A 25,010-nucleotide genomic window follows, 5' to 3' on the forward strand; every position below is an offset into this window, starting at 1 on the left:
TCGCGACAGCAAATCGGGCTATCATCGTCGTTCCGGAATAAGCACGCCGCGCGCACCTTGCATTCTGCGCGTGCCGCCTCGCTTACCGCCATAACAACAACTGGAGACCGCATGAGCGCCCACATCATCGACCGCACGCCCGAGGCCTACGGCTATCCGCTGCTGATCAAGCAATTGCTGCATTCCTCCATGGCGACCGCGCCCGCCCAGGAGATTGTCTACGGCATCGACAATCAGCGCCGCCACACTTACGCCGACCTCAACGTGCGCATCCAGCGCCTGGGCAACATGCTGCGCGAGCTCGGCCTGCAACCCGGCAACACCGTCGCCGTAATGGACTGGGACAGCCATCGCTATCTCGAGTGCTTCTTCGCCGTGCCGATGCTCGGCTGCGTGCTGCAGACCGTCAACGTACGCCTGTCGCCCGAGCAGATTGCCTACACGCTGAACCACGCACAGGCCGATGTACTGCTGGTGAATTCGGATTTCCTTCCGGTGCTCAAGCAGATCCGCGGCGAGCTGACTACGCTCACGCGTTGCGTGCTGATCGGCGACGACGGTACGCCGGCGCCGCGCGGTCCAGGTTTCGCGGGCGAATACGAAGAACTGCTGGCGCAAGCGTCGCCGGTTTGCGAATTCCGCGACTTCGATGAGAACGCGCGCGCCACCACCTTCTACACCACCGGCACCACCGGCCTGCCCAAGGGCGTCTACTTCAGCCACCGCCAGCTGGTGCTGCACACGCTGGCGGTCACCGCCGGCCTGGCGCTGGCGCCTCAGCAAGGCCGCCTGCATCGCGACGACGTCTACATGCCGCTCACGCCGATGTTCCACGTACACGCCTGGGGTCTGCCTTATGTCGCCACGATGGCCGGGCTCAAGCAGGTTTACCCGGGCCGCTACGTGCCCGACACCATTCTCAGACTGATCGATACGGAGAAAGTCACCTTCTCGCATTGCGTACCGACCATCCTGCACATGGTGCTGAGTGCGCCGGCGGCAAAAGACGTCGACTTGTCGAACTGGAAAATGATCATCGGCGGCTCCGCCATGACCAGCGCGCTGGCGCAGACGGCGCGGGAACGCGGTATCGATGTCTTCACCGGCTACGGCATGTCGGAGACCTGCCCCATCCTCTCGCTTGCCCACGTACCCACCGCCGAACTCGGCACGGAACAGGATGTCGCCACCCGCGTGAAAACCGGTCGCCCCTTGCCCCTGGTGGCCCTGCGCACGGTCGATGCCGACATGAACGATTGCCCGCACGACGGCAAGAGCACCGGCGAAGTGGTGGTGCGCGCGCCTTGGCTCACACAAGGCTACCTGCATAATCCGGAGGCGTCGCAAGGTCTGTGGGAAGGCGGCTGGCTGCACACCCAGGACATCGGCAACATCGATGCGCGCGGCTACCTGCAGGTGACCGACCGCATCAAGGACGTGATCAAGACCGGCGGCGAATGGGTGTCCTCACTGGAGATCGAAGAAATCATCGCGCGCCATCCCGCCGTGGCGGAGATCGCGGTGATCGGCGTGAAGGATGCGAAATGGGGCGAACGCCCGGTGGCGCTGGTGGTGCTGAAGGCCGGCCACGAAGGCATCAGCGCCGACGACATCCGCAAGCTGGTGCTGGCGGCAGCCGACGACGGCGTGATTTCAAAGTACGGCGTGCCGGACCGCATCGAGTTCGTCAAGGAACTGGCGCGCACCAGCGTCGGCAAACTCAACAAGCGCGTGATGCGCGAGCAGTATCCGTCGTAATCATCTGACGCGATAGCGCGGGACGTTCAGTCGTCCTGCGACATCACGCGGTTCTTCCCGCTTTGCTTGGCCTTGTAGAGGCGCTTGTCGGCCAGGCGGATCAGATCGCTCTGGATCTGATCTTCCTTCGGAATCACGGTCGCCGTGCCGATGCTGACGGTCACCCATTCGCTGGTGACCGAATGCGCATGGCCGATATGCAGCGACTCCACCATCTCGCGCAACTTTTCGCCGGCAGCGCGCGCGCCGTCGGCATCGGTGCCCGGCAAGATGACGGCGAACTCTTCGCCGCCGTAGCGCGCACTGAGGTCGGACGAGCGCACCGCGCTGGCTTCCATCGCGCGCGCCACGTTCTTGAGCACCTGGTCACCGGCGACGTGGCCGTAGTTGTCGTTGTACAGCTTGAAGTTGTCGACGTCGATCAGCAGCAGCGAAATCTCTTGCTGCACGCGCTTGGCGCGCTTCCATTCCGCATTCAGGTAGTCGTCGAAATAGCGCCGGTTGGCTATGCTGGTCAGGCCGTCGGTGTTGGTCAGGCGCTGCAGTTCGAAATTGCTTTTCTGCAGCTGCTGCTGGCTCTCGCGCAAGGCGCGATAGGCGGCGTCGCGCTGCACCTGGTTGTTGTACGAGCGCGAGTGGTAGCGAATCCGCGCGATCAGTTCGATCGTGTCCGGCAGCTTCACCATGTAGTCGTTGACGCCGGTGGCGAAGGCGTCGCGCTTGACCAGCGCGTCTTCCTTGCTCGACAGCACGATGATGGGAATATCCATCGTCAGCGGATTGCTGCGGTACTGTTTGACCAGCGTGAGGCCGTCGACGCCGGGCATCACCAGGTCTTGCAGGATCACGGTCGGCTGGGTCTTTTCGGCGATGTCCACGGCGTCTTCGGCGCGCGCGCAGAAATGGAAATCGATGTCGGGTTCGGTCAACAACGCGCGCCGGATCGCTTCGCCGACCATGGCCTGGTCATCGACCAGCAATACCATGATCTTGTAGTCGGCCGGCGGCAGGTGTATGCCGAGGTCGCTGTCGTTGCTGTCCTTGCTGTCGCTGCCGGTGAGAGTCGGGGACCCCATCTTGTCGTTCCTTTGCATCATGTAAATTGACTGACCAGCGCCTTGGCGATGTCCGCTATAGGTAAAATTTCGGTGGCGGCATCCAGCGCCGCAGCCGCCTTCGGCATCCCGTAGACGGAACTGCTTTCACGGTCCTGCGCGATCGTGTGCCAGCCGGCGTCGCGAATGGCCTTGAGACCGGCGGCGCCATCGCGCCCCATGCCGGTCAGCAGCACTCCCACTGCCTGGCCGCGCCACTGCCGCACCACACTGTTGAAAAACACGTCGATCGAAGGATGATAGACATCCTCCGGCGACTCCGGTACATAACCGAGACTGTCGCGATTCCTGAACAGCAAGTGCTGGTTGGTGCCGGCCATCAGCACCGTGCCGCGTTGCGGCCGGTCACCTTCCTGCGCCACCTTCACCGTCAGCCCGCTTTGCTGCTGCAACCAGCCCGCCATGCCGACGGCGAAAGCGGGATCGATATGCTGCACGATCACGATGGCTGCCGGGAAGCTTTCCGGCAGCGCACGCAGGATCACCGCCAGCGCACCCGGTCCGCCTGCCGATGCGCCTATCGCGACCAGCTTGTCGGGAACCGTGACGACAGTCGGGATTTTCTTCACCGCGACCGGCGCCGACGCATGCGCCCGCGACGGCGGCGCCGACTTGCGTTCCATCCGGCCGATGCGCGTTATCTTTTCCATCAGCACGGCAGACCCCTGGCGCCAGTCGCTGCCCGACAGCGCCGGCGTATCGACGGCATCGAGCGCACCATGGCCCAGCGCCTGATACACCTTGTCGGCGCAGGCGCCGATATCGGCAGTGACGACCAGGATCGGGCATGGCGTCTGCTGCATGATGCGGCGCGTCGCCTCGACGCCATCCATGCCCGGCATGACGATGTCCATCAGAATGAGGTCGGGCAATTGCCAGGCGCACAGTTCCACCGCCTGCGCGCCGTCCTGCGCCACCCACAGCAACTGGTGTTCGGGCCACTCCGCCAGCACACGGCGCAGGATCTCGACCACCATGGGAACGTCGTTGACGATGGCGATCTTCATCAGGCTGCTCCGATCAGGTCGACCACCGCCTGCAGCAGCGTCTCATCATGGAAGCTGCTCTTGGTGAAATAGTGGTCGGCGCCGGCTTCCAGGCCGCGCTGGCGATCTTCTTCGCGATCCTTGTACGATACGATCATCACCGGCAGGTTGCGCAGGTGCGGAGCCTGCCGGATCAGCGTGACCAGTTCGATGCCGTCCATGCGCGGCATGTCGATGTCGGTGATGACCAAGTCGAATTGTTCGGTACGCACCGCGTTCCAGCCGTCCATGCCGTCGACCGCAACAGTGACCTGGTAGCCGCGGTTGCTCAGCAACTTGCGCTCGAGTTCGCGCACCGTCAGAGAATCGTCCACCACCAATACCCTCTTGCGCACCATACCTGCGTCATCGGCGCTTGCCTGGCCGACGTTCTCGAGCTGGCCGGCAACGCTGAGCTTCTCGACCGAGCGCAGCATGTCGGCCACGTCCAGGATCAGCACCGGAGCGCCGTCTTCCATCAATGCGCCGGCTTGCACGTTGGGGATCTTGCCCAGGCGTGCATCGAGCGCCTGCACCACCAGCATGCGCTCGCCGAGGAAGCGATCCACCGCCACGCCGTAGGCATGCTCGTTGTCGCCGATGACCACCACCATGACCGACTCGCCCCTGGCGCGCAAATCGCCTTTCTGCAAGATCTGGTGCGCGCTGACGAGACCTATCTGACGGCCTTCGAAACTGAAATGCTGGTAGCCCTCGAGCACGTCCAGTTCATCGCGCTGCAACTCGAGCGTGCGGTTGACGTAAGCCAGCGGGAACGCATACGGCTCGCCATCGATGCTCACCAGCAGGCTGCGGATCACCGACAGCGTCAGCGGCAACTGCAACTGGAAGCGCGTGCCCTGACCGATGGTGCTGGTGATGCGCACCGTCCCGCGCACTTGCTTGAGCATGTCGGCCACGACGTCGAGACCGACGCCGCGACCGGAAATATCCGTGACCGTATCGCGCAGGCTGAAGCCGGGCAGCAACAGGAATTCCAGCAACTCGCTTTCACTCAGGCGCGCGACGATATCGTCGGTCGACAGCTTGCGCGCGACGATGGCTTTTTTCAGCCGCTCCATGTCTATACCGGCGCCGTCGTCGCTGACGTTGACCTGCAGCATACCGGCGCTATGGCGCGCCTCCAGCGTAATGCGGCCCTGCTCCGGTTTGCCTGCCCGCAGGCGCTGTTGCGGCGACTCGATGCCGTGGTCGGCGGCGTTGCGCAGCAGATGACCGATCGGGGCGTCGAGTTTTTCCAGAATGTCGCGGTCGATCTGGGTAGCGCTGCCGACGATGTCCAGCCGCACCGACTTGCCCAGCGTGTGGCCGATATCGCGCACCATCCGCGCATAGTTGCCCGATCCTGCGCCGGCGCCGTCGGAGAACGGCCGCATGCGGCAGGCCAGCGCTTCTTCGTAGAGCCGTTGGGACAGATTGACGGAATGGCGATCGAACATCTCGAGCTCGGCCAGCTGATCGCCGACCATGTGCTGCGCTTGCAGCATCAGGGCACGCACTTCATTGAGCGCAACTTGCGCGGCGTCGCCGCCGGCGCTCATCTTTTGCTGCAGCATGTCAAGCGCCTGCGCGGCTTCGCGCTGCAGGCGCTTGACGCGCAGCATCGATGCGGCAAACGGTTTGAGGCGGCGCGATTCCACCAGCGACTCGCCGCTCAGGCTGAGCAGACGGTCGAGATTGTCGGCGGAGACGCGCACCGAACGGCCGGCGCCGGCGCCGGTGCCCACATAGGCGGCGTCGCGCGTTTCGGCCTGCATTACCGGCGCCGCGGCGTTGGCGTCCGGCACGGCCGCAATGACTGGCGCCTCGTCCTCATCATCGCTGCTATCGGTCATCGCCACACTGAGCGCGAGCATGAAGGCATCGATCTCGGGCTTGCCTTCCTTGTCGCCCCAGGTTTCATCGTCGCCCGGCGCATTGGCGATCCGGGTCAGCAAGTCGACGCCCTTGAACAAGGCGTCGATCTGGCGTCGCCGCAAGCTCAGCCTGCCCTGTTGCGCCAGTACGAAACAATCTTCCATCACGTGCGCGACATTGACACCGGCATTGAGCGTGATGATGCGCGCCGCGCCCTTGAGCGAATGGGCGGCGCGCATGCAGGCTTCCAGCGGCTCGGCCAACTGCTCGGGATCGACGTCGCCGGCATGGCGCTCAAGTTCGAGCAAGCCGGCGTTGAGCACCTGCACCTGGCTTTCCACTTCATGCCGGAACAACTCCAGCATGGTCATCTGCCGCAGATCGGTCGAACTCATGTCAGGCTCCGATTCAAGGCATAAAACAGCAAACCGCAGTCGAGCAGTCCGAGTTGCCGATCACGCCAGGCGATCAGCGATTGCGTATAGGTCATTCCCGCATGCGTCATGGTCGACGGCGGCGGCTGCACGGCATTGGCGGCATAGCCGTAGACGCCGGCGACTTCATCGACCGGGAACACCAGCACCTGCTGCTCGTGCTCCACCACCAGCAGGCGTTGTGCAGTCCGGGCCGACGGCGCGTCGGCCATGCCGAGCATGCGCGCCAACGATACGCAGATCTTCAGCGCGCCGCGGATATTGGTCAGCCCGAGCACGGCAGGGTTGGCCTGGCTCGGCAAGCTGTGGACGGCGCGCGCCTCGATCACTTCAACCACGGCGGCGGTCGGAAACGCCAGCCACTCGGCGCCGACGCGAAACGCCAGCATCGACGCCGTGGCGTCGCCGCGACCGCGTGCCTCCCTCCCCCCTTTACCTTCACCCTCATCCTCGCCTGCCGGGGAAAACAAGTTGGCGCCGTCGTCGCCGCCGAACACCGGCCGGTCGAGCAGCGCCGAGGCAGCCGACGCGAAGGTCGGGCAATTGAGGCAGCGGAAGTATTCCTTGAGTTTGACGCAGCTGTTGTCGCCGCGTACGCCGATGCGGTTCCAGCAATCGTCGACGGCGATTTCCACGGCGAACGGCGAGGAAGCGAAATCAGACATGCGAGCGCTCCTCGCCGGCCTGCTTCAGTTGCGCACCTTCGGTGCGTTTGGCGCGTTCCTGCAAACGCTGCGCGCCGACGGCGTCACCCTGCGCCGCCAGCAAGGCGGCCAGGTGCAGCAATGCTTCCCGATGATCGGGCTGCAGGTAGATCGCCTTGCGGTACAACTGCTGCGCGGCGCCGGTATCCTGGCGCGCATCGCTGATCAGGCCCTGCAAATGATAAGCGTCGGCGTTGGGGCCGACGCTGCGCAATTGCTGTTCGCACAGCGCCTCGGCTTGCGCCAGTTCGCCGCGGTCGGCGCAGGCGCGCGCCTGCGCGAGCAAGTCATCGGGGACGGCGGCAGACGGCGCTGCAGCGGGGACCGGTTGACGAGGCGGCACAGCCCGGACGCGCAGCGGCGGCGCGGGTTCAGGAGTGGCAATCCGAGCCGCCGGCGCCGCCAGCTTCGGCGGCGGCAGGTCGATGCGTTCCACGGCTTTCTTGCGGCGGAAGCCGAAACTGAGCGGAATACCTATCGATTCGACATGCGGCTTGAGCAGCAATCCGGCCTCTGCCGGTCCGACGAAAATGCAACCGTCGTGCTCAAGCAGGCGCTCCAGCACCTGCACCGCCTGCATCTGTACGTCGCGGTCGAAATAGATCAGCACGTTGCGGCAAAAGATGAAATCGTAAGGCGCTTCGTTGCGCATGAAGTCGTCCGCCAGCATATTGCCGAAACGGAAAGCGACCTGTTGCCGCACGTCCCCGGCAAGCGCCCAGTCGGGTTGGCCGGCGCCTTCATGACCGTCGCTGAAATAGCGTTCGCGATACGCAAGCTGCTTGCCGCGGAAGGAATTGCGGCCGTAGATGGCGCGCTGCGCTGCGGCCAGGGAACGATGGCAGATATCGATGCCGTCGATGCGGAACTGTGCAGGCGGCACACCGGCGTCGAGCAGCGCCATCGCGATGGAATACGGTTCTTCACCGGTGGAACACGGCAGGCTCAGAATGCGCACGATGGCGTTGGGCGAACGGATGATCTTGTCGCGGGCCAACCGCGCCACGGCGAGGATTGCTTCGCGATCGCGGAAGAACCAGGTCTCCGGCACCACCACGAGTTCGATGAGTTCCTGCAATTCGCCCACACCGGATTGCAGGATGTGCAGATAGCCGGTCATGTCGGCCTGGCCCAGCACGTTCATGCGCTCGCGCACGCCGCGCTCGATCAGGGTGCTGCCGACCGAGGCGATGTCCAGCCCCATGTGCTGCTTGAGCATGGCGGCGATCGGCTCGATGGCCGCATGGTGAGCATGCAAACTCGGGGATGCGTTGGCGTTCATGCCGGACTCTCCTCGGGAAACAGCAGCGCCTGCACCTCGGCGTCGAGCATGTCGGCCACCCTGACCCACTGGATCAGGCCGTCGCCGTGACGCATGACCGGACCGAGGTAACGCGCATTGTCGTGCGCCAGGCCGGAGCCGGTAAAGTCGGCGGCCTCGCAGCGCAGCGTGTCGGTGGCGCGTTCGACCACCAGTCCGAGCAATTGCGGCTCCCCTGATGTGTTCCGTCGCCCTTCCGGCCTGTAGTGAACCAGCACCATGCGCGTACTCAGGCGTGCGGCGGCAGGCGTGCCGAGCGCCAGCATGCTGACGTCCAGCACCGGCACGTTGCGCCCCTGGTGGCTGAAGATGCCGCGCACCCACGGCGGCGCTTCGGGCACCTGCTTGCAAGGCGCCGGCGGCAGCACTACCGCCACCTCGGCGGCATCGAGCGCATAACGCTCATTGCCGATCTGAAAAATCAGGAACAGCATGGCCGGCCGCTCAGGCCGATACCTTGAAACGCGAGACGCCGTTGCGCAGGCCGTTCGACACCAGGTTCAGCTCGTCGATGGCCTGGCTGGACTGCTGCAGCGACTCGACGGTCTGCTGGGCGGCTTCGCTCAGTTGCAGCAGCGCCTGGTTGATCTGCTCGGCGCTGTTGGCCTGCGTCTGCATGCCTTCGTTGACCACCTGGAAGCGCGGCGCCAGCGCCTGCACCTGGGCGATGATCTGCGACAGCTGGGTACCGACCTGCTGCACTTCGGCCATGCCGCGACGCACTTGGTCGGAAAACTTGTCCATGCCCATGACGCCGGCGGCGACCGCCGACTGGATTTCCTTGACCATCAGTTCGATGTCGTAAGTGGCGACCGCGGTCTGGTCGGCCAGGCGGCGGATTTCCGTCGCCACGACCGAGAAGCCGCGGCCGTACTCGCCGGCTTTCTCAGCCTCGATCGCGGCGTTCAGCGACAGCAGGTTGGTCTGGTCGGCGACTTTGGTGATGGTGGTGACGACCTGATTGATGTTGCCGGCCTTCTCGTTGAGGATGGCCAGCTTGCCGCTGACCGAGCCGGCTGCTTCCATGACGTCCTGCATGGTGTCTTCCATGCGCGTCAGGCCGCTCTGGCCGCTGCCGGCCAGCGTAGCCGCCTGTTCCGACACCAGCGAAACTTCGTTCATGGTGCGTACCAGGTCGCGCGCGGTCGCAAAGATCTCGCGCGAGGTGACGCCGATTTCCGTGGTGGTGGCAGCGGTCTCGGAGGCGGTGGCTTGCTGCTGGCGCGACGTCGCGGCGATCTCGGTCACCGAGGTCGATACCTGCGTCGAGGATTTCTGCGCCTGGCCGACCAGTGCAGTCAACTCGTCGGTCATGCGGTTGAAGCCTGCCGCCAGATGCGAGAACTCATCCCGGCGCTCGAAATACAGGCGTTGCGAAAAATCACCGGCGCGCATGACGTCGAGGATGCCCATCAGGCGCTGCATCGGACTGGTAATCGCGCGCAGCAGGAAGTAACCGCACACCAGCGCCGCCGCCAGCGCGGCGATGACCGCGATGAGCATGCTGGTCTTGGCCTGGGTCACGGCATCGGTGATGCGTTGCGCCGAATCGTTGGAGATCGCCTTGTTGACTTCCACCATCTTCTGCGTCAATGCGTAGCCGGTGCGCCAGGCAGGCCGCAACTGGTCGGAGACGATCTTGTAGACGGCCGGGTTGGGACTGGACAAATCCATGCGCAGGATGTCCTGCTGGATCTGACGGTATGCCATGCGGGCCTGCTTGAACTGGTCGAACAAGGCGCGGTCGCGCGCGCTGAAGATGGTTTTTTCGTATTCTTCCTGCAGATGGTTGAGGCGCTCTGCATTGGCGCGCAGCAGCTCGATGTCGGACTGGCGCGTTGCGTCAGTGCCGTCGACCTGCGAGATTTGCTGACCCAGCAGCAGGTTTTCATACCAGGCGGCGTTGATCATGGTGCTGTAATACAGCCCAGGCGTTGAGTCCTGGCGCAGGCTGGTGGCCTCGTCATCGATCTTGGCCAGCCTGGTGTAGGCGATGCCGGCCATGATCACCATCAGGATCAGGATGACCGCAAAGCTGCCGAGGATTCGCTGTTTGATCGTCCAATTTTTCATGCTGACGGGGCTCTCTCAATAGGATGGAAGACGGTGTGGAAGATGATGCGGCACAGAATGTGAAACCAATGCGAAACTAATATCGCAAAATCATCAAAAAACCGCTAGATTCTTGCTTCCCGCGCATTATCGCCGAATCGCCCGCGCATTGCCACTCGCGGCGACCTTCGTCCCGCTGCGCGCAGAATGAAAAACGCCGGTGCAGAAACTCTGCACCGGCGTTTTCGTCAGGGAGACCAAAAAGATCGGATCAGTTGAAGATCACCGTCTTGTGGCCGTTCAGCAGGATGCGGTGTTCCGTGAACCATTTGACGGCGCGCGCCAGCACGACGGACTCGATGTCGCGCCCGATGGCCGTCAGCGTTTCAGGCCCCATGGAGTGGTCCACGCGCTCGACGCCCTGTTCGATGATCGGACCTTCGTCGAGATCGCTGGTGACGAAATGCGCGGTGGCGCCGATCAGCTTCACGCCGCGGTCATGCGCCTGGTAATACGGCTTGGCGCCCTTGAAGCTGGGCAGGAAGGAATGGTGGATATTGATGGCGCGGCCCTTGAGCGCGGCGCACATCGATGGTGACAGGATCTGCATGTAGCGCGCCAGCACCACCAGGTCGATCTGGTTGTGTTCGACGATTTCCAGGATGCGCGCTTCCTGCGCCAGCTTGGCCTCTTCGGATGCACCGGCTGCCAATGGCAGATGATGGAAGGGAATGTTGTAGCTTGCCGCCAGTTGGTAGAAATCGGTGTGATTGGACACGATGGCCGGGATTTCCACCGGCAACAGGCCGCTCTTGTAGCGGAACAGCAGGTCGTTGAGGCAATGGCCGATCTTCGACACCATCAGCAACACGCGCGGCTTCTGGGCGGCGTCGTGCAGCTGCCAGTCCATGTTGAGCGAAGCGCCGAGCAGCGCAAAATCGGCGCGCAGCACTTCGTCGCTGATCGCCGTGTCTTCCGAGGCGAAATGCACGCGCATGAAGAACAATTTCGATTGGGCGTCGCCGAACTGGGCGGAGTCGATGATGTTGCAACCGTGATCGGCAAGGAAGCCCGACACGCGATGGACGATGCCGCGCTGGTCGAGACAGGAGATGGTGAGGATGTATTCCGGGTGAGTCATAGTCGATCTTGATGGCACTGTCGCCAGCCGCCAGTCCCGAAGAAGCTTCAAGAATGCAGCCGAACGGCGAAAAACCGCTATTGTCGCATGCCCGGCGCACGCGCACAAAGCTCCAAACCCGGATCAGGGGTCTGGATGGCACGAAAAACCCGTAAAAACCGTTAAAAACGGGCGAACAAGGTCAACAACCCTTCCCGGCCATACCGGAAAAGCCTCGCATTGCCCGTCACGACCTGATCAGTCCGGTCGCGCACGGACATGCCGCCGCCGCGCCTGCGGCAAGCAGCTGTCGGTCGCCGGTGAAGGCGACTATGTGAAGTTGCTCAGCGGCTTAAGCCGTTTTGGCCTGGAGCAATTCGCGCTGCTCGGCGCTGCCGCCCACCTGCACGTCGCCGCTGAGCTGGCCGCCTTCTTCGATCACCAGTTTGCCGTAGCGGATCTTGCCCGAGACGCGGCCGCTGGAATAGATCACCAGTTTCTGGCGAACCGTGAGGTCGCCGTCGAAGTCGCCGCGAATTTCGGCGAGGTCGATTTCAGCAGAGCCCTTGAAGGCGCCCTTCTCGGCGATCTGGATCACGCGCGAATCCATGGTCGCTTCGACGCGGCCTTCGACCACGAGCGTATCGCAGTCGTTGATTTCCACGCCCTTGAGTTTGATGTTCGGACCGACGATCAGCTTGCTGCCCATTTCGTTGGAGCCGGAGTTGTTGTTCGGCTGCGATCCGGAAGCAGAAGCGGAAGTCGGATTAGCCGTCTTGGACACATTGGATACGCCCGGTTGCGTCAAGTTGTTGTTGGCGCTGAAAGGGGAATTTGGCGAATTGGTTTCTCGTTTGCCAAAGAGGGTTTCTGAGCGAAGCATGGAATCTCCTGAAGATAAATGTGCGGTGCAAGACGTGGCACTGATAAAACAAATCGGGGACATGATCTTCATATGGTGGCGCACTGTTCTACGCGATGATGAACGCTGTCCTCCGCGGAGGGTGAGATCGCTGTAATGCTGATGCCGTTTGCGTTTTCTCGACACGAGTGGTGCAGCGATCTCAGGCGATTCGGCACATCAAGAAATAGAAAGTTCACGAGAATTTTGTAACAGTGAAATGAGATTGCAGAACATTCGCGCAGTTGAATTCCCCTCGTCGATTTTTAATCCGTATAAAATTTTCGCGACACGCAAATATCACTGCGCGCATCATCATTTTTTATGCGCGTTTTCACTCTGCGGAGGCGATATTTTTTTGGCGAGGACGATGGTGTCGCCAATCGGCGACACCATCTTTTTTTTCGTCGACGGATGAACGGCGGTTACATTTTTTTGCGGCTGCTTTTTTCTTTTTCCATTTTGACTCCGCCCTCTCTTTCGCGCTCTCTTTCTCTCTTCCTTTCTCGCCCCCTTCTTTATCTCGCCCTCGCTGACTTCGCCGGTGTCGCCGGCATCGGTCCTCCGACGGCTTGACTTTTTGCATGCCGCAAGAGATTCTTTGCCGCACTCAAGGACGCGCCGGGATCATTGCCGACGTCTTGCGGCGCCTTCCATAACAACGAACGGGGTAAACATGAGCGACACTTTCGATCCGCCGGGACAGCCTGAGCCCACTCCACCGGTCAGTTTCGCATCGCTGTTACCGGCACACACCGGGCCGTCGGTGGAGGCGTTTTCGTTCAGCGGACGCGGCTCCGAATATTTCCGCATATGGATAGTCAATCTGCTGCTGTCAGTGGTCACCTTCGGCATTTACTCGGCGTGGGCCAAGGTCCGCCGCTTGCGTTATTTTTATGACAACACGACGGTGGCCGGCACCAGCTTCGAGTACCACGGCAATCCCATCGCCATCCTCAAGGGCCGCATCGTGGCGGTGGTGCTGCTGTTCGGCTACCAGTTCGCGTTCAACTACAATCCGCTGCTGGGCATGATTGCGTTGCTGGTGTTTGCGTTGGCGGTGCCGTGGCTGATCTGGCGCAGCCTGCAATTCAAGCTGTACAACTCCAGTTATCGCGGCATCCGTTTCGGTTTTCGCGGCAATGCCGGCGGCGCTTACAAGGTGTATCTGCTGCTGCCGCTGTTGACCCTGCTGACGCTGTACCTGCTGACGCCCTTCACGCACCAGCGCATTAAGCGCTTCCAGCACAATGAATCGCGCTTCGGCGCCAGCCATTTTTCGTTTGACGGCTCGGTCGGCAGTTTTTACAAGACTTACCTGGTCGGCTTCGGGATTTACCTGGCGGGCTTCATTGCGATCGTGGTGGCGCTGGGCGGCACCGCGCTGATCGCGGCAGGCCGGCAGTTCGGCGCGCACAGCGTGTTCTCGTTCATGCTGCTGTTCTTTGCGCTGTATGCGTGGACGTTCCTGATGTATCCGCTGTTCCTGACGCTACTGCAGAATCTGATCTGGAACCACACCCGGCTCGGCGAACACCACTTCCGCAGCGCGATGCGCTGGCCGCGCATGATGTTCATCGCCTTCACCAACATCATCGGCATCGTCGTGACGCTGGGATTGTTCACGCCGTTCGCGCAGATCCGCGCGCTGCGCTACAAGATCGAATCGATGAGCCTGCATGCCGCCGGCAATCTCGACGAGTTCATTGCCGACCATGCGGCGCAAGGTTCCGCCGCTGGCGAGGGCATGAGCGACCTGCTCGACTTCGATCTGTCGCTTTGAGCGCCGCGATGCAGGTTGCAGCGTTCTATTTCGACGGCAAGACCTCGCGTCGCCATACGGTCACGCTGGACGTGGCCGACGGCCTCGCCACCATCAGCGGCGAGGCCGAGCGGGTGTGTCCGATCAACCAGCTGCGTGTCTCCGAGCGGCTCAACCGGGCTGCGCGCAAGGTGACCTATCCCGATGGCGCTTATCTTGAAATCCAGGACAACGCCGCCTTCACCAGCCTGCTGCACGCCACGGCGCACCGCGATTCGCTGGTGGTGCGGATGCAGCAGAACTGGCGCGCCACGCTGGCAGCCGCGGCCACGCTGGTGGCGGTGCTGGTGCTGGGTTACCTGTATCTGTTGCCGCTGGCGGCGGAGGTCGTCGCCCGCTCGTTGCCCATCAGCGTCGAGCAGCGCATCGGCGACGGCGCACTGGATTTCCTCGATGATCATGTCCTGCTGCCGACGCAGTTGCCGGCCGCAAGGCGCACCGCCATCACGACGCGCTTTCGTGCGCTGACGGCGGAGGTCGAAGGGGTGCCGCACTACGAGATCGTGTTCCGCAAGAGCCGCATCGGGCCGAATGCGCTCGCGCTGCCGTCGGGTCAGATCGTGCTGACCGACGAGATCGTCACGCTGCTGGACGACGACGATGCCGTCATGGGCGTGCTCGCACATGAACTGGGCCACGTACACCGGCGCCACCTGATGCGCCGCCTGATCCAGAGTTCGGCGATCGGCGCGGCTGCGACGGCGCTGTTTGGCGACGTCTCGGCGGTGATCGCCAACGTCCCGACGGTGCTGCTGGACATGAAATATTCGCGCGACGTCGAGCGCGAAGCCGACGACTATGCCGTGGAGCTGTTCAAGGCAAATGGCATCAGCCGCAAGAAATTGGCGTACGTGTTCGAGAAGCTGGGGGAGAAGGAAGCTGCCGGCGGCGGCGTGCCGCCCTACCTGTCGAGCCACCCGGCCAGCGCCGAACGGGTCGAGCGCATCCTCAACGCGCAATAAGCCGCCGGCCGCCGCGAAAACTCAGGCCGGCACCTGATCGAGGAAGCCGGTCATGCTGCGCAAGCGTCCCCCCTCCAGCACAGCGTAATCGGTGCCCTTGATCATGGCTTCCTCGCCATCCAGTCCCAGCGCCCACGAAAAACGCAGATGATCGCCATGAGAGTCGGCCGCGCCGATGCGGCTGAAACGAAAGCCCGGGAAGCGCTCATGCACCGCCGCGACCAGTTGCGAGATGGCCGCGTGGCCCTCGCCTTGCATGAGCGGATCGCGGTAGCTGGCATCAGCGGTCCAGAGTTCGTCGATCAGGCCGGCGCGGCGCGCGGCGTCGGGCTCGTTCCAGACCGCGATGTAGAGGTCGACCAGCTTGCTCGTCTGTTCGTTGTTCAGGTTTGTCATGTCCGGCTCCATGTGGTGAATATGGTGAGTAAAGTGGAAATCAGCTGATCGCCGCCCGGCGCATCCTTCAGCGTCCGGCGCAACGTCAGGCACATCTTTGCGCACGCTTCGTCGCACCGGCAATTACCTCGGAGGTAATGTGAGAAAGACGGACGATGGGCTATGATCGCCCCATGATCACGACACCATCCCTCGCCCCCACGCCATCTCGTGCCGCCGCACGCAGCGCCAGCGACCTGCTGCGCGAATGGCGCCTGCGACGCCGCATGAGCCAGCTCGACCTGGCTTGCGAAGCCGACATCTCGACGCGCCATCTGAGCTTCCTCGAGACCGGCCGCTCGCAACCGAGCCGGGAGATGCTGCTGCGGCTGGCCGAGCGGCTTGATATCCCGCTGCGCGAACGCAATACCTTGCTGATGGCGGGCGGCTTCGCACCGTTGTTCCCGGAACGTGCGCTGGACGATCCGGCGCTACAGGCGGCGCGAGCGGCGGTCGACCAGATCCTGACCGGCCACGAACCGTTTCCCGCGCTGGCGATCGACCGCCACTGGAACCTGGTCTCCGCCAACCGCGTCATTCCGCTGCTGCTGGCCGGCGTGGCGCCGGAACTGCTGGCAGCACCCGTCAACGTCATGCGCCTGAGCCTGCATCCGCAAGGACTGGCGCCGCGCATCGTCAACCTGCCCGAATGGCGTCGCCACCTGTCGGATCGCCTGCGCCAGCAGATCGCCTTGAGCGCCGATCCGGTGCTGATCGACCTGATGAAGGAATTGCAGGACTACCCGGAGCCCTCCGAGGCCAAAGCCGGCGCCGATGAACATCCGGCCTCGCCTTACGCCGCCGTGGCGGTGCCGTTCCAGCTCGCGACGGAGCAAGGCACGCTGTCTTTCTTCAGCACCACCACTATCTTCGGCACGCCGGTCGACATCACCTTGTCGGAGCTGGCGCTGGAGTGCTTCTTCCCGGCCAATGCGGAGACTTCAGCCGCCTTGCGGGCATTGTTGCCGGACTGAATTCGCAAGAAGTTTCCTAGTAGCATTGTTTCATGGCTATTGACGCGACCTACCTACGGTACTTCTACGATCACGCCAAAAAGCCGTTTACATTTCGCACTAGTGTGCTAAATTAACAGGCATGGATACCGTCATTACCCGTACAGCCAAAAGCGAGCTGACCCTGGCCGCCATCGTCGACACCGCCCTCGACATGGCCGCAAACGAAGGACTCGAGTCGCTTTCGCTGGGCGAAGTCGCCAAACGGCTCAACATCAGCAAGAGCGGCGTGTTTTCGCGCGTCGGCTCGCGCGAGGCTTTGCAGCAGGCGGTGCTGGACGAGTTCGACCGGCGTTTCGTGGAAGAGATTTTCAAGCCCGCGATGGCGCTGCCGCGCGGTCTCCCGCGCTTGAACAAGATGATCCGCAACTGGCTGCAGCGCACCAACAACGACGTCAGCTGCCTCTACATCGCCGGCGCCTTCGAGTACGACGACGTGGTCGACAGCCCGATGCGCGACCGCATCAAGAAGAACATCCTGCAGTGGCGCGGCATGCTGCACCGGACCATCGAGCAGGCGCTGGAAGAAGGCCAGTTGCGGCCGGACACCGATCCGCAGCAACTGGTATTCGAGCTGTATTGCCTGATGGTCGGACTGATGCACGATGCGCGGTTCCTGCGCGATCCGCAGGCGCTGGAGCGGGTGCAGACAGCCTATGACCGGCTGATTTCGACTTACCGCAGTTTCAATTACCACGGCTGAACCGGCCCAGGCCGCGCCGCATACAGAGCGTATGTTCGCTTTTATTTAAATTTCGCACTATCGTGCTAAACAGAGAGGGAATCATGTGGATTATCATTGGCGCCATTGCACTGCCCATCGCGGCAGCGCTGTTTTTCCAGTTGTTGCAGGCGATGAACCTGGTACCGGAAAGCAACGAGGATTTCATCTTCATCGAAGCTGCGGAATTAGCGGAACAACAGACTGACGCAACAGCCAGGAACAATGCTTTCGTTGCGGCGGTCAATATCCAGGTCCCCGTGAAGGATTTCTGAACGTCTGCGTTGGCAGCGTCGGCATTGCCTCACTGGATTGACAGCCTCCTTATCAACACCAGCCCGACGAACCGCCGATGTCCACACCCAAGAACGAACCGACCTTGTCCGCCGAGATCTTTCCCGACCGGCAACCGAACACCCTTTCCTGCATGCTCGCCCTGCTGATCGCCGTGATCAGCTGGTTTGCGCTGAGCGCCCAGACCGACATCACCATCGACCGCCTGCTCGATCGCGGCTTGACGGTCATGGATGGCGTCGAGCGTCTGACGAGTTATCTCACCAACCTGACCATCCTGCTGAGTGCGGTGAGCTTTTCCGCGCTGGCCCTGCCCGGCGTCAATCAGGTCAGCCGCTTCTTCCGCAAGCCGCAGGTCATTACGGCGGTGGTGGCATACATGATCTTCGTCGGCATTGCCTACAACCTCCTGCTACGCCAGCTGTGGCAGCCGACCGGTTTCCGCGCGCTGGTCAATGAAAGCCTGCATACCGTGACGCCGCTGCTGGCGCTGGTGTACTGGATTTTTTTCGTGCCGCGCTTTCAGCCCAGTCTGAAGAAATGCCTGCTGTGGCTGGTCTACCCGCTCGGCTACCTGAGCATCACGCTGTGGCGCGGCGGCAGTTCCGGCTTCTATCCCTATCCCTTCATCAACGTGCGCGACCTCGGCTATCCGCACGTGCTGCTCAACGCCACCGGCCTGTTCGCCGGTTTTCTGGTTCTGATGGGCCTGTTGCTGGTCATCAACAACACCGGCAAGAATCTGCTGCTGCGCCGCTGAAGCCTCGCTCATTCGATCGCGGATGTAAAAAAATGTTGTCGAAAATCGCGGGAATCGAGGTTTCTTTCTCAAGTTGTCACGCAGACGACCGATAAAGGCTGTGGACAGACTGTATTCCCCATCACTGGAGCGCGATCATTTCTCTCACCTACATGCCTGACCCCGCTACGGGCAGGCGCCGCAACCCGGCCACGCACGATGCCATCCTGGACGCCACCTGCGTCCTGCTGGATGAGATCGGCTTCGACAAGCTCTCGCTTGAAGGCGTGGCTGCGCGCGCAGGTGTGGGTAAAGCGACGATCTATCGCTGGTGGCCGAACAAGAGTTCGCTGGCCATGGAAGCATTGCTGCGTGAAGTCGGTCCGAATGTCGCCTTCCCGGAAACCGAATCGGCCCGCCACGACATCGAGAATCAGATCCGCAAGCTGGCCAAGCTGTATCGCGGCAAGACCGGCCGCGTGGTGTGCGAAATGATCGGCCTGTCGCAATTCGACGCCGAGACCATGCGCCTGTTCAACGACAACTTCCTCGATCCGCGCCGCAACGCCGCCAAACAAGTCCTGTTGCGCGGCATCCAGAACGGCGAATTCAAGCCTGACCTCGACTTTGATGTCATCTTCGACCTGCTGTACGGTCCGATCATCCAGCGCATGCTCATGCGCCACGCCGGCATCGACGAGCGCCATGTTGACCTGCACGTCGCCTTGGTGCTCGACGGCATCACCCCCGCCAAAACCAATATCGAATTAATTTAACAACATTCTCGCAAGATTTGTTGCGCCGTAGGAATTTTGCACCTAGAATTAGAGACGAAACGTATCGTCTTGTTTTTCTATTGCACAACAACGCATCCACCTCGGTTGGAATGCGCTCAACCTCAGCGAGAACCGTAAATGCCCTGTCACAATTTGGCGACCTCCGGTCGGCCAGAGACACGACCGCTTGCCTGCGCAGCGACGCCACGGCCCGGCGGTCGGCTTTCCATTTCCCGGTCTGTCCTTGCTCTTCTGCCGCGCCTGTCACCCGAACGGCGCCGCGACTGTTCGCACCTGCTGCTTCGCCTGTCTGAATGAAGACGCGGGCGCCATGCCGAGAATGAAATAAGAAACCGAATAAATTCAATCAAGTCAGTTTGCAGATGCGGGGGCACTATGCAGAACGATGTGGCAAATGCAGGAAATAACACGAGCAACCGGAACATCAGCTGTCGCCAACCCGGCCGCATGAATGCGCCGCAGCGTTCGGGCCATGACATTCCGTGCAGCAGTCAGCACGACGAGATACCGCATATCGCCCACGCCGACGTCCAGGTGCATCGCACCGTGTCGTTCTGGAGTTTCCTGCTGTTGCCCATGGCAGTCGTACTGGGATGGACTCAATATGCTTCCCTGAGCGCGGCGCCGTGGATGGACATGGCCGAGATGCAGAATCCCGGCCACTGGAACGACGCCATGCGTTACTACATCTGGCTGCAGCTGGTCTGGGTGCCGGCCAACATGGTTCTCTTCCTGGTCTGGTGCGCGCTTGGCGTGCGGATCTGGAACTGCAGACGCAAACTCCCGGCGTTGTAATTCCACTTGATCGCACCGCCCCGCGCGCCCTCCTCCGGACGACGTGTCGCCACCTCGCAGCCAGGACGGCAATGCCGTGCAATGCGAGCAGGCATCTGATTCGCCGGCTGCCCACATGGCGGACAACACATCCGGCCGGACGCCTGAAAAAAAGTATCCTCAAAGACGCACCCGAATCGTATGAACAGGCAAACGTTTCTATATAATCATTGGCAAAAATAAAATTAATTTGAGCGAGTCCGCCTCATCTGTTTTTGTATCTGCTCGAACGAAAAACAAGAAAAAGGGACCTGAAGAAAACGCCCGCATCACCGGTCACGGAAAGTGCAGCCACCGATTCATGCACAACACATCAAGAATCCTCTTATAAGCCAACGACAGTGAAGAAGCGCCTGCCCAAAGTCCTCAGCATTCTGGCCTGGCCCATTGGGTGCCTCATCCTGGCAATCGTCATGTGGTCGCTGCTGCTGGCGCGCCTCAATGACCGCGAAGCGGAAATCGGCAAGAACGCCCTGCAGGAAGCGGGCGTCCAGTCGAAGTCGTATGCCGAGCAACTGGCCCGCGCCGTCAGCCAGGTCGACCAGATCACCCTGCACCTCAAGTACTACTGGACTTACACCGACGGCCACCTGAGCGTGGAAGACCAGCAGCAGCAAGGTCTCTATCCGACCTCCTCGCTGCTGTATGTCACCATCTCGGATCGCGACGGCAAACTCCTGACCAGCTCGCTGTCGCTGCAAAAGCTGACAAACGTCGCCAATCGCGATTACTTCCTGACCCATAAGAATCACGCCCACAGCGGACTGCTGATCAGCAATCCGGCGATCGGCATACGCTCGCAACGCATGCTGATCCGCTTTTCGCGCCGCCTCGACGACGCAGTGGGCAACTTCAACGGCATCGTCATGGTCGCAGTGGAACCTGCCTTCCTGGCGCCGTCGCAAGATGAATCGGCGCTCGGCAAGAAGGACTTCATCGCGCTGTTCCAGCCGGATGGCACGCCGCTGCTGTCGCGCACAATGGATGCGCTGCAGACGCAGGAAACCGCCTTCAAATCGCGGCCGCCGCTGGCCGGCGCCAGCGGCGCCATGGTCATGCCCGGCTCCACCTTCGACGATGGCGAGGAGCGTATCGTGGCATGGCATGCGGTGCGCGGTTATCCGCTGGTGGCGGCGGTGGGCGTGTCGACGCGCGACGTCTATGCCGCGTTCCGCGAGCGCGCCTCCGACTACATGTTCATCGCCAGCGCCTGTTCGGCGTTCCTGGCGATCTGCGCAGTGGTCGGCATGCTGTTCTCGATGCGGCTGGCGATCCGCAAGCACGAAACCGAAAAGGCCCGTGAAGCCTACGGCATCGTCACCGAAGGCGGCGCCGATGGTTTTTACATGTGGCTGGCGCTACGCGGCAAGGACGGCGAGATCGTCGACTTCCAGGTGCTCGACTGCAACGAACGCGGCGCTGCCATCTTCGGCATCAACAAGTCCGAACTCATCGGCAGCCACATGTCGCGGTTCTATTCGCCCGAGTATTTTGCGACGCTGATGCGGACCTTCCGCAGCGCCATGGAAAACGGCGAATACGAAGACGAATTCGAGACCCCGCCGGAAAGCCCGCTCGGCGCCTCATGGCTGCATCGGCGCATGGTGCGCACGCGTTTCGGACTGGCCATCACGGTGCGCGACATCAGCGAAAGCAAGACGCATGAACTGGCCCTGCTGGACCAGATCAACACCGATGAATTGACAGGCCTGCCCAACCGTCATTGGGTGTTGCGCTACCTGAACCGGCTGTTGCACGACGCCGCCGGCGACGGCCGCGGTTTCGCCGTGCTGTTCGCCGACCTCGACGACTTCAAGAACGTCAACGACACGCTCGGCCACTCCAGCGGCGACCTGCTGTTGCAAGCGGTCACACAGCGGCTGCGCGAGCTGGTCCCCGCGCCGCATGAAGTGGTGCGCTTCGGCGGCGATTCGTTCACGGTGATTCAGCAAGGTGGCAGCATCGATGACGCGGCCCAGCTGGCGGATCGCATCCTGCAGGCGTTTTCACGCCCGCTGATGCTGTCCAACCAGAACATCCTGCAGGTCAACCTGTCGATCGGGATCAGCATCTTCCCGCGCGACGGCAGCAGTGTCGACGCGCTGCTCAAACATGCCGACACCGCCATGCACGCCGCCAAATCGGAGGGCAAGAAACGCTTCCGCTTCTACCAGCCGCAATTGTCCGAGCGGCTGCAGATCAAGATAGAAAATGAAAATGCCTTGCGCCTGGCGATCGAGCGTGACGAGTTCGTGCTGTATTTCCAGCCGCGCGTGAATGCGGTCAGCGGTGAATTCTGCAGCATGGAAGCACTGGCGCGCTGGAGGCATCCGGTGCGCGGTATCGTCTCGCCGCTCGAGTTCATCCCCGTGGCGGAAGAAACCGGCCTGATCCTGCAACTGGGTGAACTGATCATCCGCAAGGCCTGCGCGCAACTGGCGCAATGGCGTATCGCCGGCCTGCCGCTGCTGCCGATGTCGGTCAACGTCTCCTCGCGCCAGCTCAACCAGGGCAATCTCAACGACATCATTGCCTCCGCGCTGGCTGAATACGCGATCACCCCAGCCCAGCTGGAACTGGAACTGACCGAATCCTGCATGATGGCCGACGCCATCGAGGTCGCCGAAGAACTGGCGTCGTTCCGCAAGCTCGGCATCAAGTTGCTGGTGGACGATTTCGGCACCGGCTATTCATCGCTGTCGCAGCTGCAGCGCCTCGACCTGGACGTGCTGAAAGTGGACAAGGCCTTCACCGCCGAACTAGGCGTGCGGGCCGAAAGCGAAGTACTCTTCAACGCCATGGTGTCGATGGCGCACGCCCTGCGCATGACGGTGGTCGCCGAAGGCGTGGAAACCGAAGCGCAACTGCACCTGCTGCAGGCCTTGCACTGCGACGAGGTACAGGGTTACTACATCTCGCATCCCGTCCCCGCCGCCGACATTCCGCCGCTCATGCAACGCCGCTATCTGTTCCCTGCTGCTCCGGTCACGCTGGACTGAATCACTTCGCCTGCACCAGCACCGCCTTCGACACATCTGCCGCCGCATTGCCTTCCATCACGACAATGCGCGCTGCAGCCTCAACCGATGAAACGCCGGGCGCCGCCAGCTCTCGCAACGGTCCGATGGCCGTGCCATTCGACATGCCCTTGGCATCGGTGACGAAACGCGCAACCGGCGCTGCCTGGCCATCGAGATAGACGCTGTAAGCGGTCTGCGGCTTGAGCTTGAACAACGACACTTCCAGCGCGTCGACCACGCCGAGATTGCGCGACACCACAAAGCCGCGCGCCTCGGCGGGACCGCTGGCCGCCGCTTGCAGGCGGATGTTGAGCGGATCGCTGTTCACGCGCGCAACCAGATTGGCGGCGCCGCCGTCCGCACCGGCGACATGCGACAGATACACCAGCGCCTGCGGCGCCTGACCGCCGCCGATATGCGCAATCACCTTGTTGGAAGCCGTGTCGATGACCTCGACGCCATCCCCGTTCTCGAGTCCGACATAGATGCGGCTGCTGTCATCCGCAGTCCATATCCCATGCGGCAAGGCGCCGGTGGCGATGGTCGCAATGAGCTTCGCGTCCTTGTCGGTGGTGTAGACCTTGACGACGTTTTCACCGCCGACGGTGACATACGCCAGCACCTTGCCGCCGACCCTGGCAAACGACAGATGGTTGGTGATGAAGCCGGTGTCGATCACGCCGACGACTTGCTGCGTGCGGGTATCGATGCGCGTGACCTTGCCGACGTCCTTGTGCGTCATCCAGACTTCCTTGTAGTCCGGGGTGAATTGCAGGAACGGTGAAAACGGACTGACGACGTCGATTTTCTTCACCACCTTGTGCGACTGTACGTCGATCACGTCGACTTGCGGCGTGAAGCTCGACACCGCAAACGCCAGCTTGTTGTCCGGCATGAACTGCACCATGCCGGGACCGACGCCGGTCTGGATGCGACCGGTCTCCTTGAAGCTGACCGGATCGATTACCGAGATGTAATCCTCGCCGCGCACCACCACCCAGACTTCCTTGCCGTCGGCGCTGAAGAAACCTTCATGCGGCGAGCGACCGACGTAAGTCGTACCCTTGACCTTGTTGGTTGCCGTGTCGATGAAGGTCACCGAGTTGGAACCGTTGGAGACCACCAGCAGCGTCTTGTGGTCGGGTGAAAATCCCATGCCGTGCACGTTGATCTGCCCCTTGTACAGCGGCGACAGCACGTCCGGACGCGGATTGCCGAGGCGGATCTGACCGACCAGCGTGTTGGTGGCGGGATTGATGACGCTGACGGTATTGTTGTTCTGGTCGGCGGTGTAGACGCGATCGTCGGCCGACGGCAAAGCCGAGGCGGCGTGTGCGAACAAGGCTGCGACAGCGCCGAGCGCCAATGCGGATTTTTTCATGTTGGTGGTGTCCCTGAGTTGGATTGTGATTGGTTAAAACTATTGGCCGCCGGCGCCGCCATGACGCTGCAACCAGGCTTGCATGACCTTGATTTCATTCTGCTGTTCGGTGATGATGCCCAGCGCCAGATTGCGGATTTCCGGATCATCGGAGTACAGCAGCACGGCCTTCGCCATGTCGATCGCGCCCTGGTGATGCGGCATCATCATCGTGATGAAATCGTGTGCCGGTTTGCCGTTCATCGGCGCCTGCGCCATGCCGTAGTCCATCACCGCCATGGCGTCGTCCATCAATCCTGCAAACGGCTTTGCGGTGCTGGCGATGAAGGCCGGCGGCGCCATGCCGTGCGCGGCGGCGGTTTCAGTGGCGTGATGGTGCTGCATATGCTGGCTATTCTGCATATCCTGGGCCAGCACATTACCGCTGCTGCACAGGAAAATCGTCGCTGCCAGCACCGAGCCGGCGACTGCCATTGCAGCAGCGACGTGGCGCTGCCCGGCCATGAATCTCATTGTTTGTTCCATGCAAACCTCCCTTGTATTTCTGATCGTGGACGATCCATCGCACCGGTGAACGGTGCACAGGATTGACGCTCAGTGTAGGAGGCGCAAAGGGTTAAACGGATGACAAAGCGGTGACAAATTTGTCATGCTTCCCTCCGCGTGGAAGGAAGCACGTCGGAC

At 62.0% G+C, this 25,010-nt stretch carries 22 protein-coding genes; 10 read left to right on the top strand and 12 right to left on the bottom strand.

The features are described 5' to 3' along the window. Positions 1–111 precede the first annotated feature (111 nt). Positions 112–1,758: a fatty acid--CoA ligase gene (locus tag F506_RS14680; RefSeq protein ID WP_053198595.1), complete on the top strand. Its 1,647-nt coding sequence runs from the start codon at positions 112–114 to the stop codon at positions 1,756–1,758. 26 nt (positions 1,759–1,784) lie between these two features. Here F506_RS14680 and F506_RS14685 read toward each other — a convergent pair whose 3' ends face one another. From F506_RS14685 to F506_RS14725, 9 genes are all read right to left on the bottom strand, one after another. Beyond that, a complete protein-coding gene (locus tag F506_RS14685) occupies positions 1,785–2,834 on the bottom strand; it encodes a diguanylate cyclase (RefSeq protein WP_083458294.1) in 1,050 nt (349 codons plus the stop codon). 17 nt (positions 2,835–2,851) lie between these two features. Further along, positions 2,852–3,880 carry a chemotaxis response regulator protein-glutamate methylesterase gene (gene cheB / locus F506_RS14690; RefSeq protein WP_053198597.1) on the bottom strand — a complete coding sequence of 343 codons (1,029 nt, stop codon included), beginning with the start codon at positions 3,878–3,880 and terminating at the stop codon, positions 2,852–2,854. Beyond that, positions 3,880–6,171: a hybrid sensor histidine kinase/response regulator gene (locus tag F506_RS14695; protein WP_053198599.1), complete on the bottom strand. Its 2,292-nt coding sequence runs from the start codon at positions 6,169–6,171 to the stop codon at positions 3,880–3,882. Before F506_RS14695 ends, cheB begins: the two co-directional genes overlap by 1 nt. Further along, positions 6,168–6,875, bottom strand: coding sequence for a chemotaxis protein CheW (locus tag F506_RS14700; protein WP_053198601.1), 708 nt, complete (start codon positions 6,873–6,875; stop codon positions 6,168–6,170). Before F506_RS14700 ends, F506_RS14695 begins: the two co-directional genes overlap by 4 nt. Next, the gene (locus tag F506_RS14705) at positions 6,868–8,196 is read right to left on the bottom strand and encodes a CheR family methyltransferase (RefSeq protein ID WP_053198603.1); all 1,329 of its coding nucleotides are present in this window, start codon (positions 8,194–8,196) and stop codon (positions 6,868–6,870) included. Before F506_RS14705 ends, F506_RS14700 begins: the two co-directional genes overlap by 8 nt. Then, positions 8,193–8,669, bottom strand: coding sequence for a chemotaxis protein CheW (locus tag F506_RS14710; RefSeq protein WP_053198605.1), 477 nt, complete (start codon positions 8,667–8,669; stop codon positions 8,193–8,195). The genes F506_RS14705 and F506_RS14710 overlap by 4 nt, the downstream gene beginning before the upstream one ends. A gap of 10 nt (positions 8,670–8,679) precedes the next feature. Further along, positions 8,680–10,308 carry a methyl-accepting chemotaxis protein gene (locus F506_RS14715; protein WP_053198607.1) on the bottom strand — a complete coding sequence of 543 codons (1,629 nt, stop codon included), beginning with the start codon at positions 10,306–10,308 and terminating at the stop codon, positions 8,680–8,682. A 250-nt stretch (positions 10,309–10,558) separates the two neighbouring features. Continuing rightward, positions 10,559–11,428 (bottom strand): formyltetrahydrofolate deformylase, encoded by an 870-nt coding sequence (purU, locus tag F506_RS14720; RefSeq protein ID WP_053198609.1) that lies wholly within the window; start codon positions 11,426–11,428, stop codon positions 10,559–10,561. Positions 11,429–11,759: 331 nt separating this feature from the next. Next, complete coding sequence (locus tag F506_RS14725; protein WP_053198611.1) at positions 11,760–12,290, bottom strand: bactofilin family protein; 531 nt, start codon at positions 12,288–12,290, stop codon at positions 11,760–11,762. A 694-nt stretch (positions 12,291–12,984) separates the two neighbouring features. Here F506_RS14725 and F506_RS14730 point away from each other — a divergent pair. Beyond that, a complete protein-coding gene (locus F506_RS14730; protein WP_053198613.1) occupies positions 12,985–14,091 on the top strand; it encodes a YjgN family protein in 1,107 nt (368 codons plus the stop codon). Positions 14,092–14,099: 8 nt separating this feature from the next. Further along, positions 14,100–15,092: a M48 family metallopeptidase gene (locus F506_RS14735; RefSeq protein ID WP_053201661.1), complete on the top strand. Its 993-nt coding sequence runs from the start codon at positions 14,100–14,102 to the stop codon at positions 15,090–15,092. Between the two features lie 21 nt (positions 15,093–15,113). Here F506_RS14735 and F506_RS14740 read toward each other — a convergent pair whose 3' ends face one another. Next, positions 15,114–15,488 (bottom strand): nuclear transport factor 2 family protein, encoded by a 375-nt coding sequence (locus F506_RS14740; RefSeq protein ID WP_053198615.1) that lies wholly within the window; start codon positions 15,486–15,488, stop codon positions 15,114–15,116. A gap of 173 nt (positions 15,489–15,661) precedes the next feature. Between F506_RS14740 and F506_RS14745 the strand changes: the two genes are divergently transcribed. The 7 genes from F506_RS14745 (at position 15,662) to F506_RS14775 (ending at position 22,924) form a co-directional block, all read left to right on the top strand. Further along, positions 15,662–16,501, top strand: a complete 840-nt coding sequence (locus F506_RS14745; RefSeq protein WP_053201663.1) for a helix-turn-helix domain-containing protein — start codon at positions 15,662–15,664, stop codon at positions 16,499–16,501. Between the two features lie 121 nt (positions 16,502–16,622). Continuing rightward, positions 16,623–17,243 (top strand): TetR/AcrR family transcriptional regulator, encoded by a 621-nt coding sequence (locus F506_RS14750; protein WP_053198617.1) that lies wholly within the window; start codon positions 16,623–16,625, stop codon positions 17,241–17,243. An 83-nt stretch (positions 17,244–17,326) separates the two neighbouring features. After that, positions 17,327–17,536 carry a hypothetical protein gene (locus tag F506_RS14755; RefSeq protein ID WP_053198619.1) on the top strand — a complete coding sequence of 70 codons (210 nt, stop codon included), beginning with the start codon at positions 17,327–17,329 and terminating at the stop codon, positions 17,534–17,536. 77 nt (positions 17,537–17,613) lie between these two features. Beyond that, complete coding sequence (locus tag F506_RS14760) at positions 17,614–18,315, top strand: Pr6Pr family membrane protein (protein WP_053198621.1); 702 nt, start codon at positions 17,614–17,616, stop codon at positions 18,313–18,315. Positions 18,316–18,467: 152 nt separating this feature from the next. After that, positions 18,468–19,070: a TetR/AcrR family transcriptional regulator gene (locus tag F506_RS14765; protein ID WP_083457908.1), complete on the top strand. Its 603-nt coding sequence runs from the start codon at positions 18,468–18,470 to the stop codon at positions 19,068–19,070. A gap of 468 nt (positions 19,071–19,538) precedes the next feature. Then, positions 19,539–19,886 carry a hypothetical protein gene (locus tag F506_RS14770; protein ID WP_053198623.1) on the top strand — a complete coding sequence of 116 codons (348 nt, stop codon included), beginning with the start codon at positions 19,539–19,541 and terminating at the stop codon, positions 19,884–19,886. Positions 19,887–20,338: 452 nt separating this feature from the next. Then, positions 20,339–22,924: a bifunctional diguanylate cyclase/phosphodiesterase gene (locus tag F506_RS14775; RefSeq protein ID WP_053201667.1), complete on the top strand. Its 2,586-nt coding sequence runs from the start codon at positions 20,339–20,341 to the stop codon at positions 22,922–22,924. Between the two features lies 1 nt (position 22,925). On the opposite strand, the gene F506_RS14780 is transcribed toward F506_RS14775, so the two are convergent. Both F506_RS14780 and F506_RS14785 read right to left on the bottom strand, forming a co-directional pair. Then, a complete protein-coding gene (locus F506_RS14780) occupies positions 22,926–24,326 on the bottom strand; it encodes a beta-propeller fold lactonase family protein (RefSeq protein WP_053198625.1) in 1,401 nt (466 codons plus the stop codon). Positions 24,327–24,365: 39 nt separating this feature from the next. Further along, complete coding sequence (locus F506_RS14785) at positions 24,366–24,851, bottom strand: DUF305 domain-containing protein (RefSeq protein WP_407638186.1); 486 nt, start codon at positions 24,849–24,851, stop codon at positions 24,366–24,368. Between the last annotated feature and the right edge of the window lie 159 nt (positions 24,852–25,010).

It is taken from the genome of Herbaspirillum hiltneri N3, from assembly GCF_001267925.1.
Classification (GTDB): Bacteria; Pseudomonadota; Gammaproteobacteria; order Burkholderiales; family Burkholderiaceae_D; genus Herbaspirillum; species Herbaspirillum hiltneri.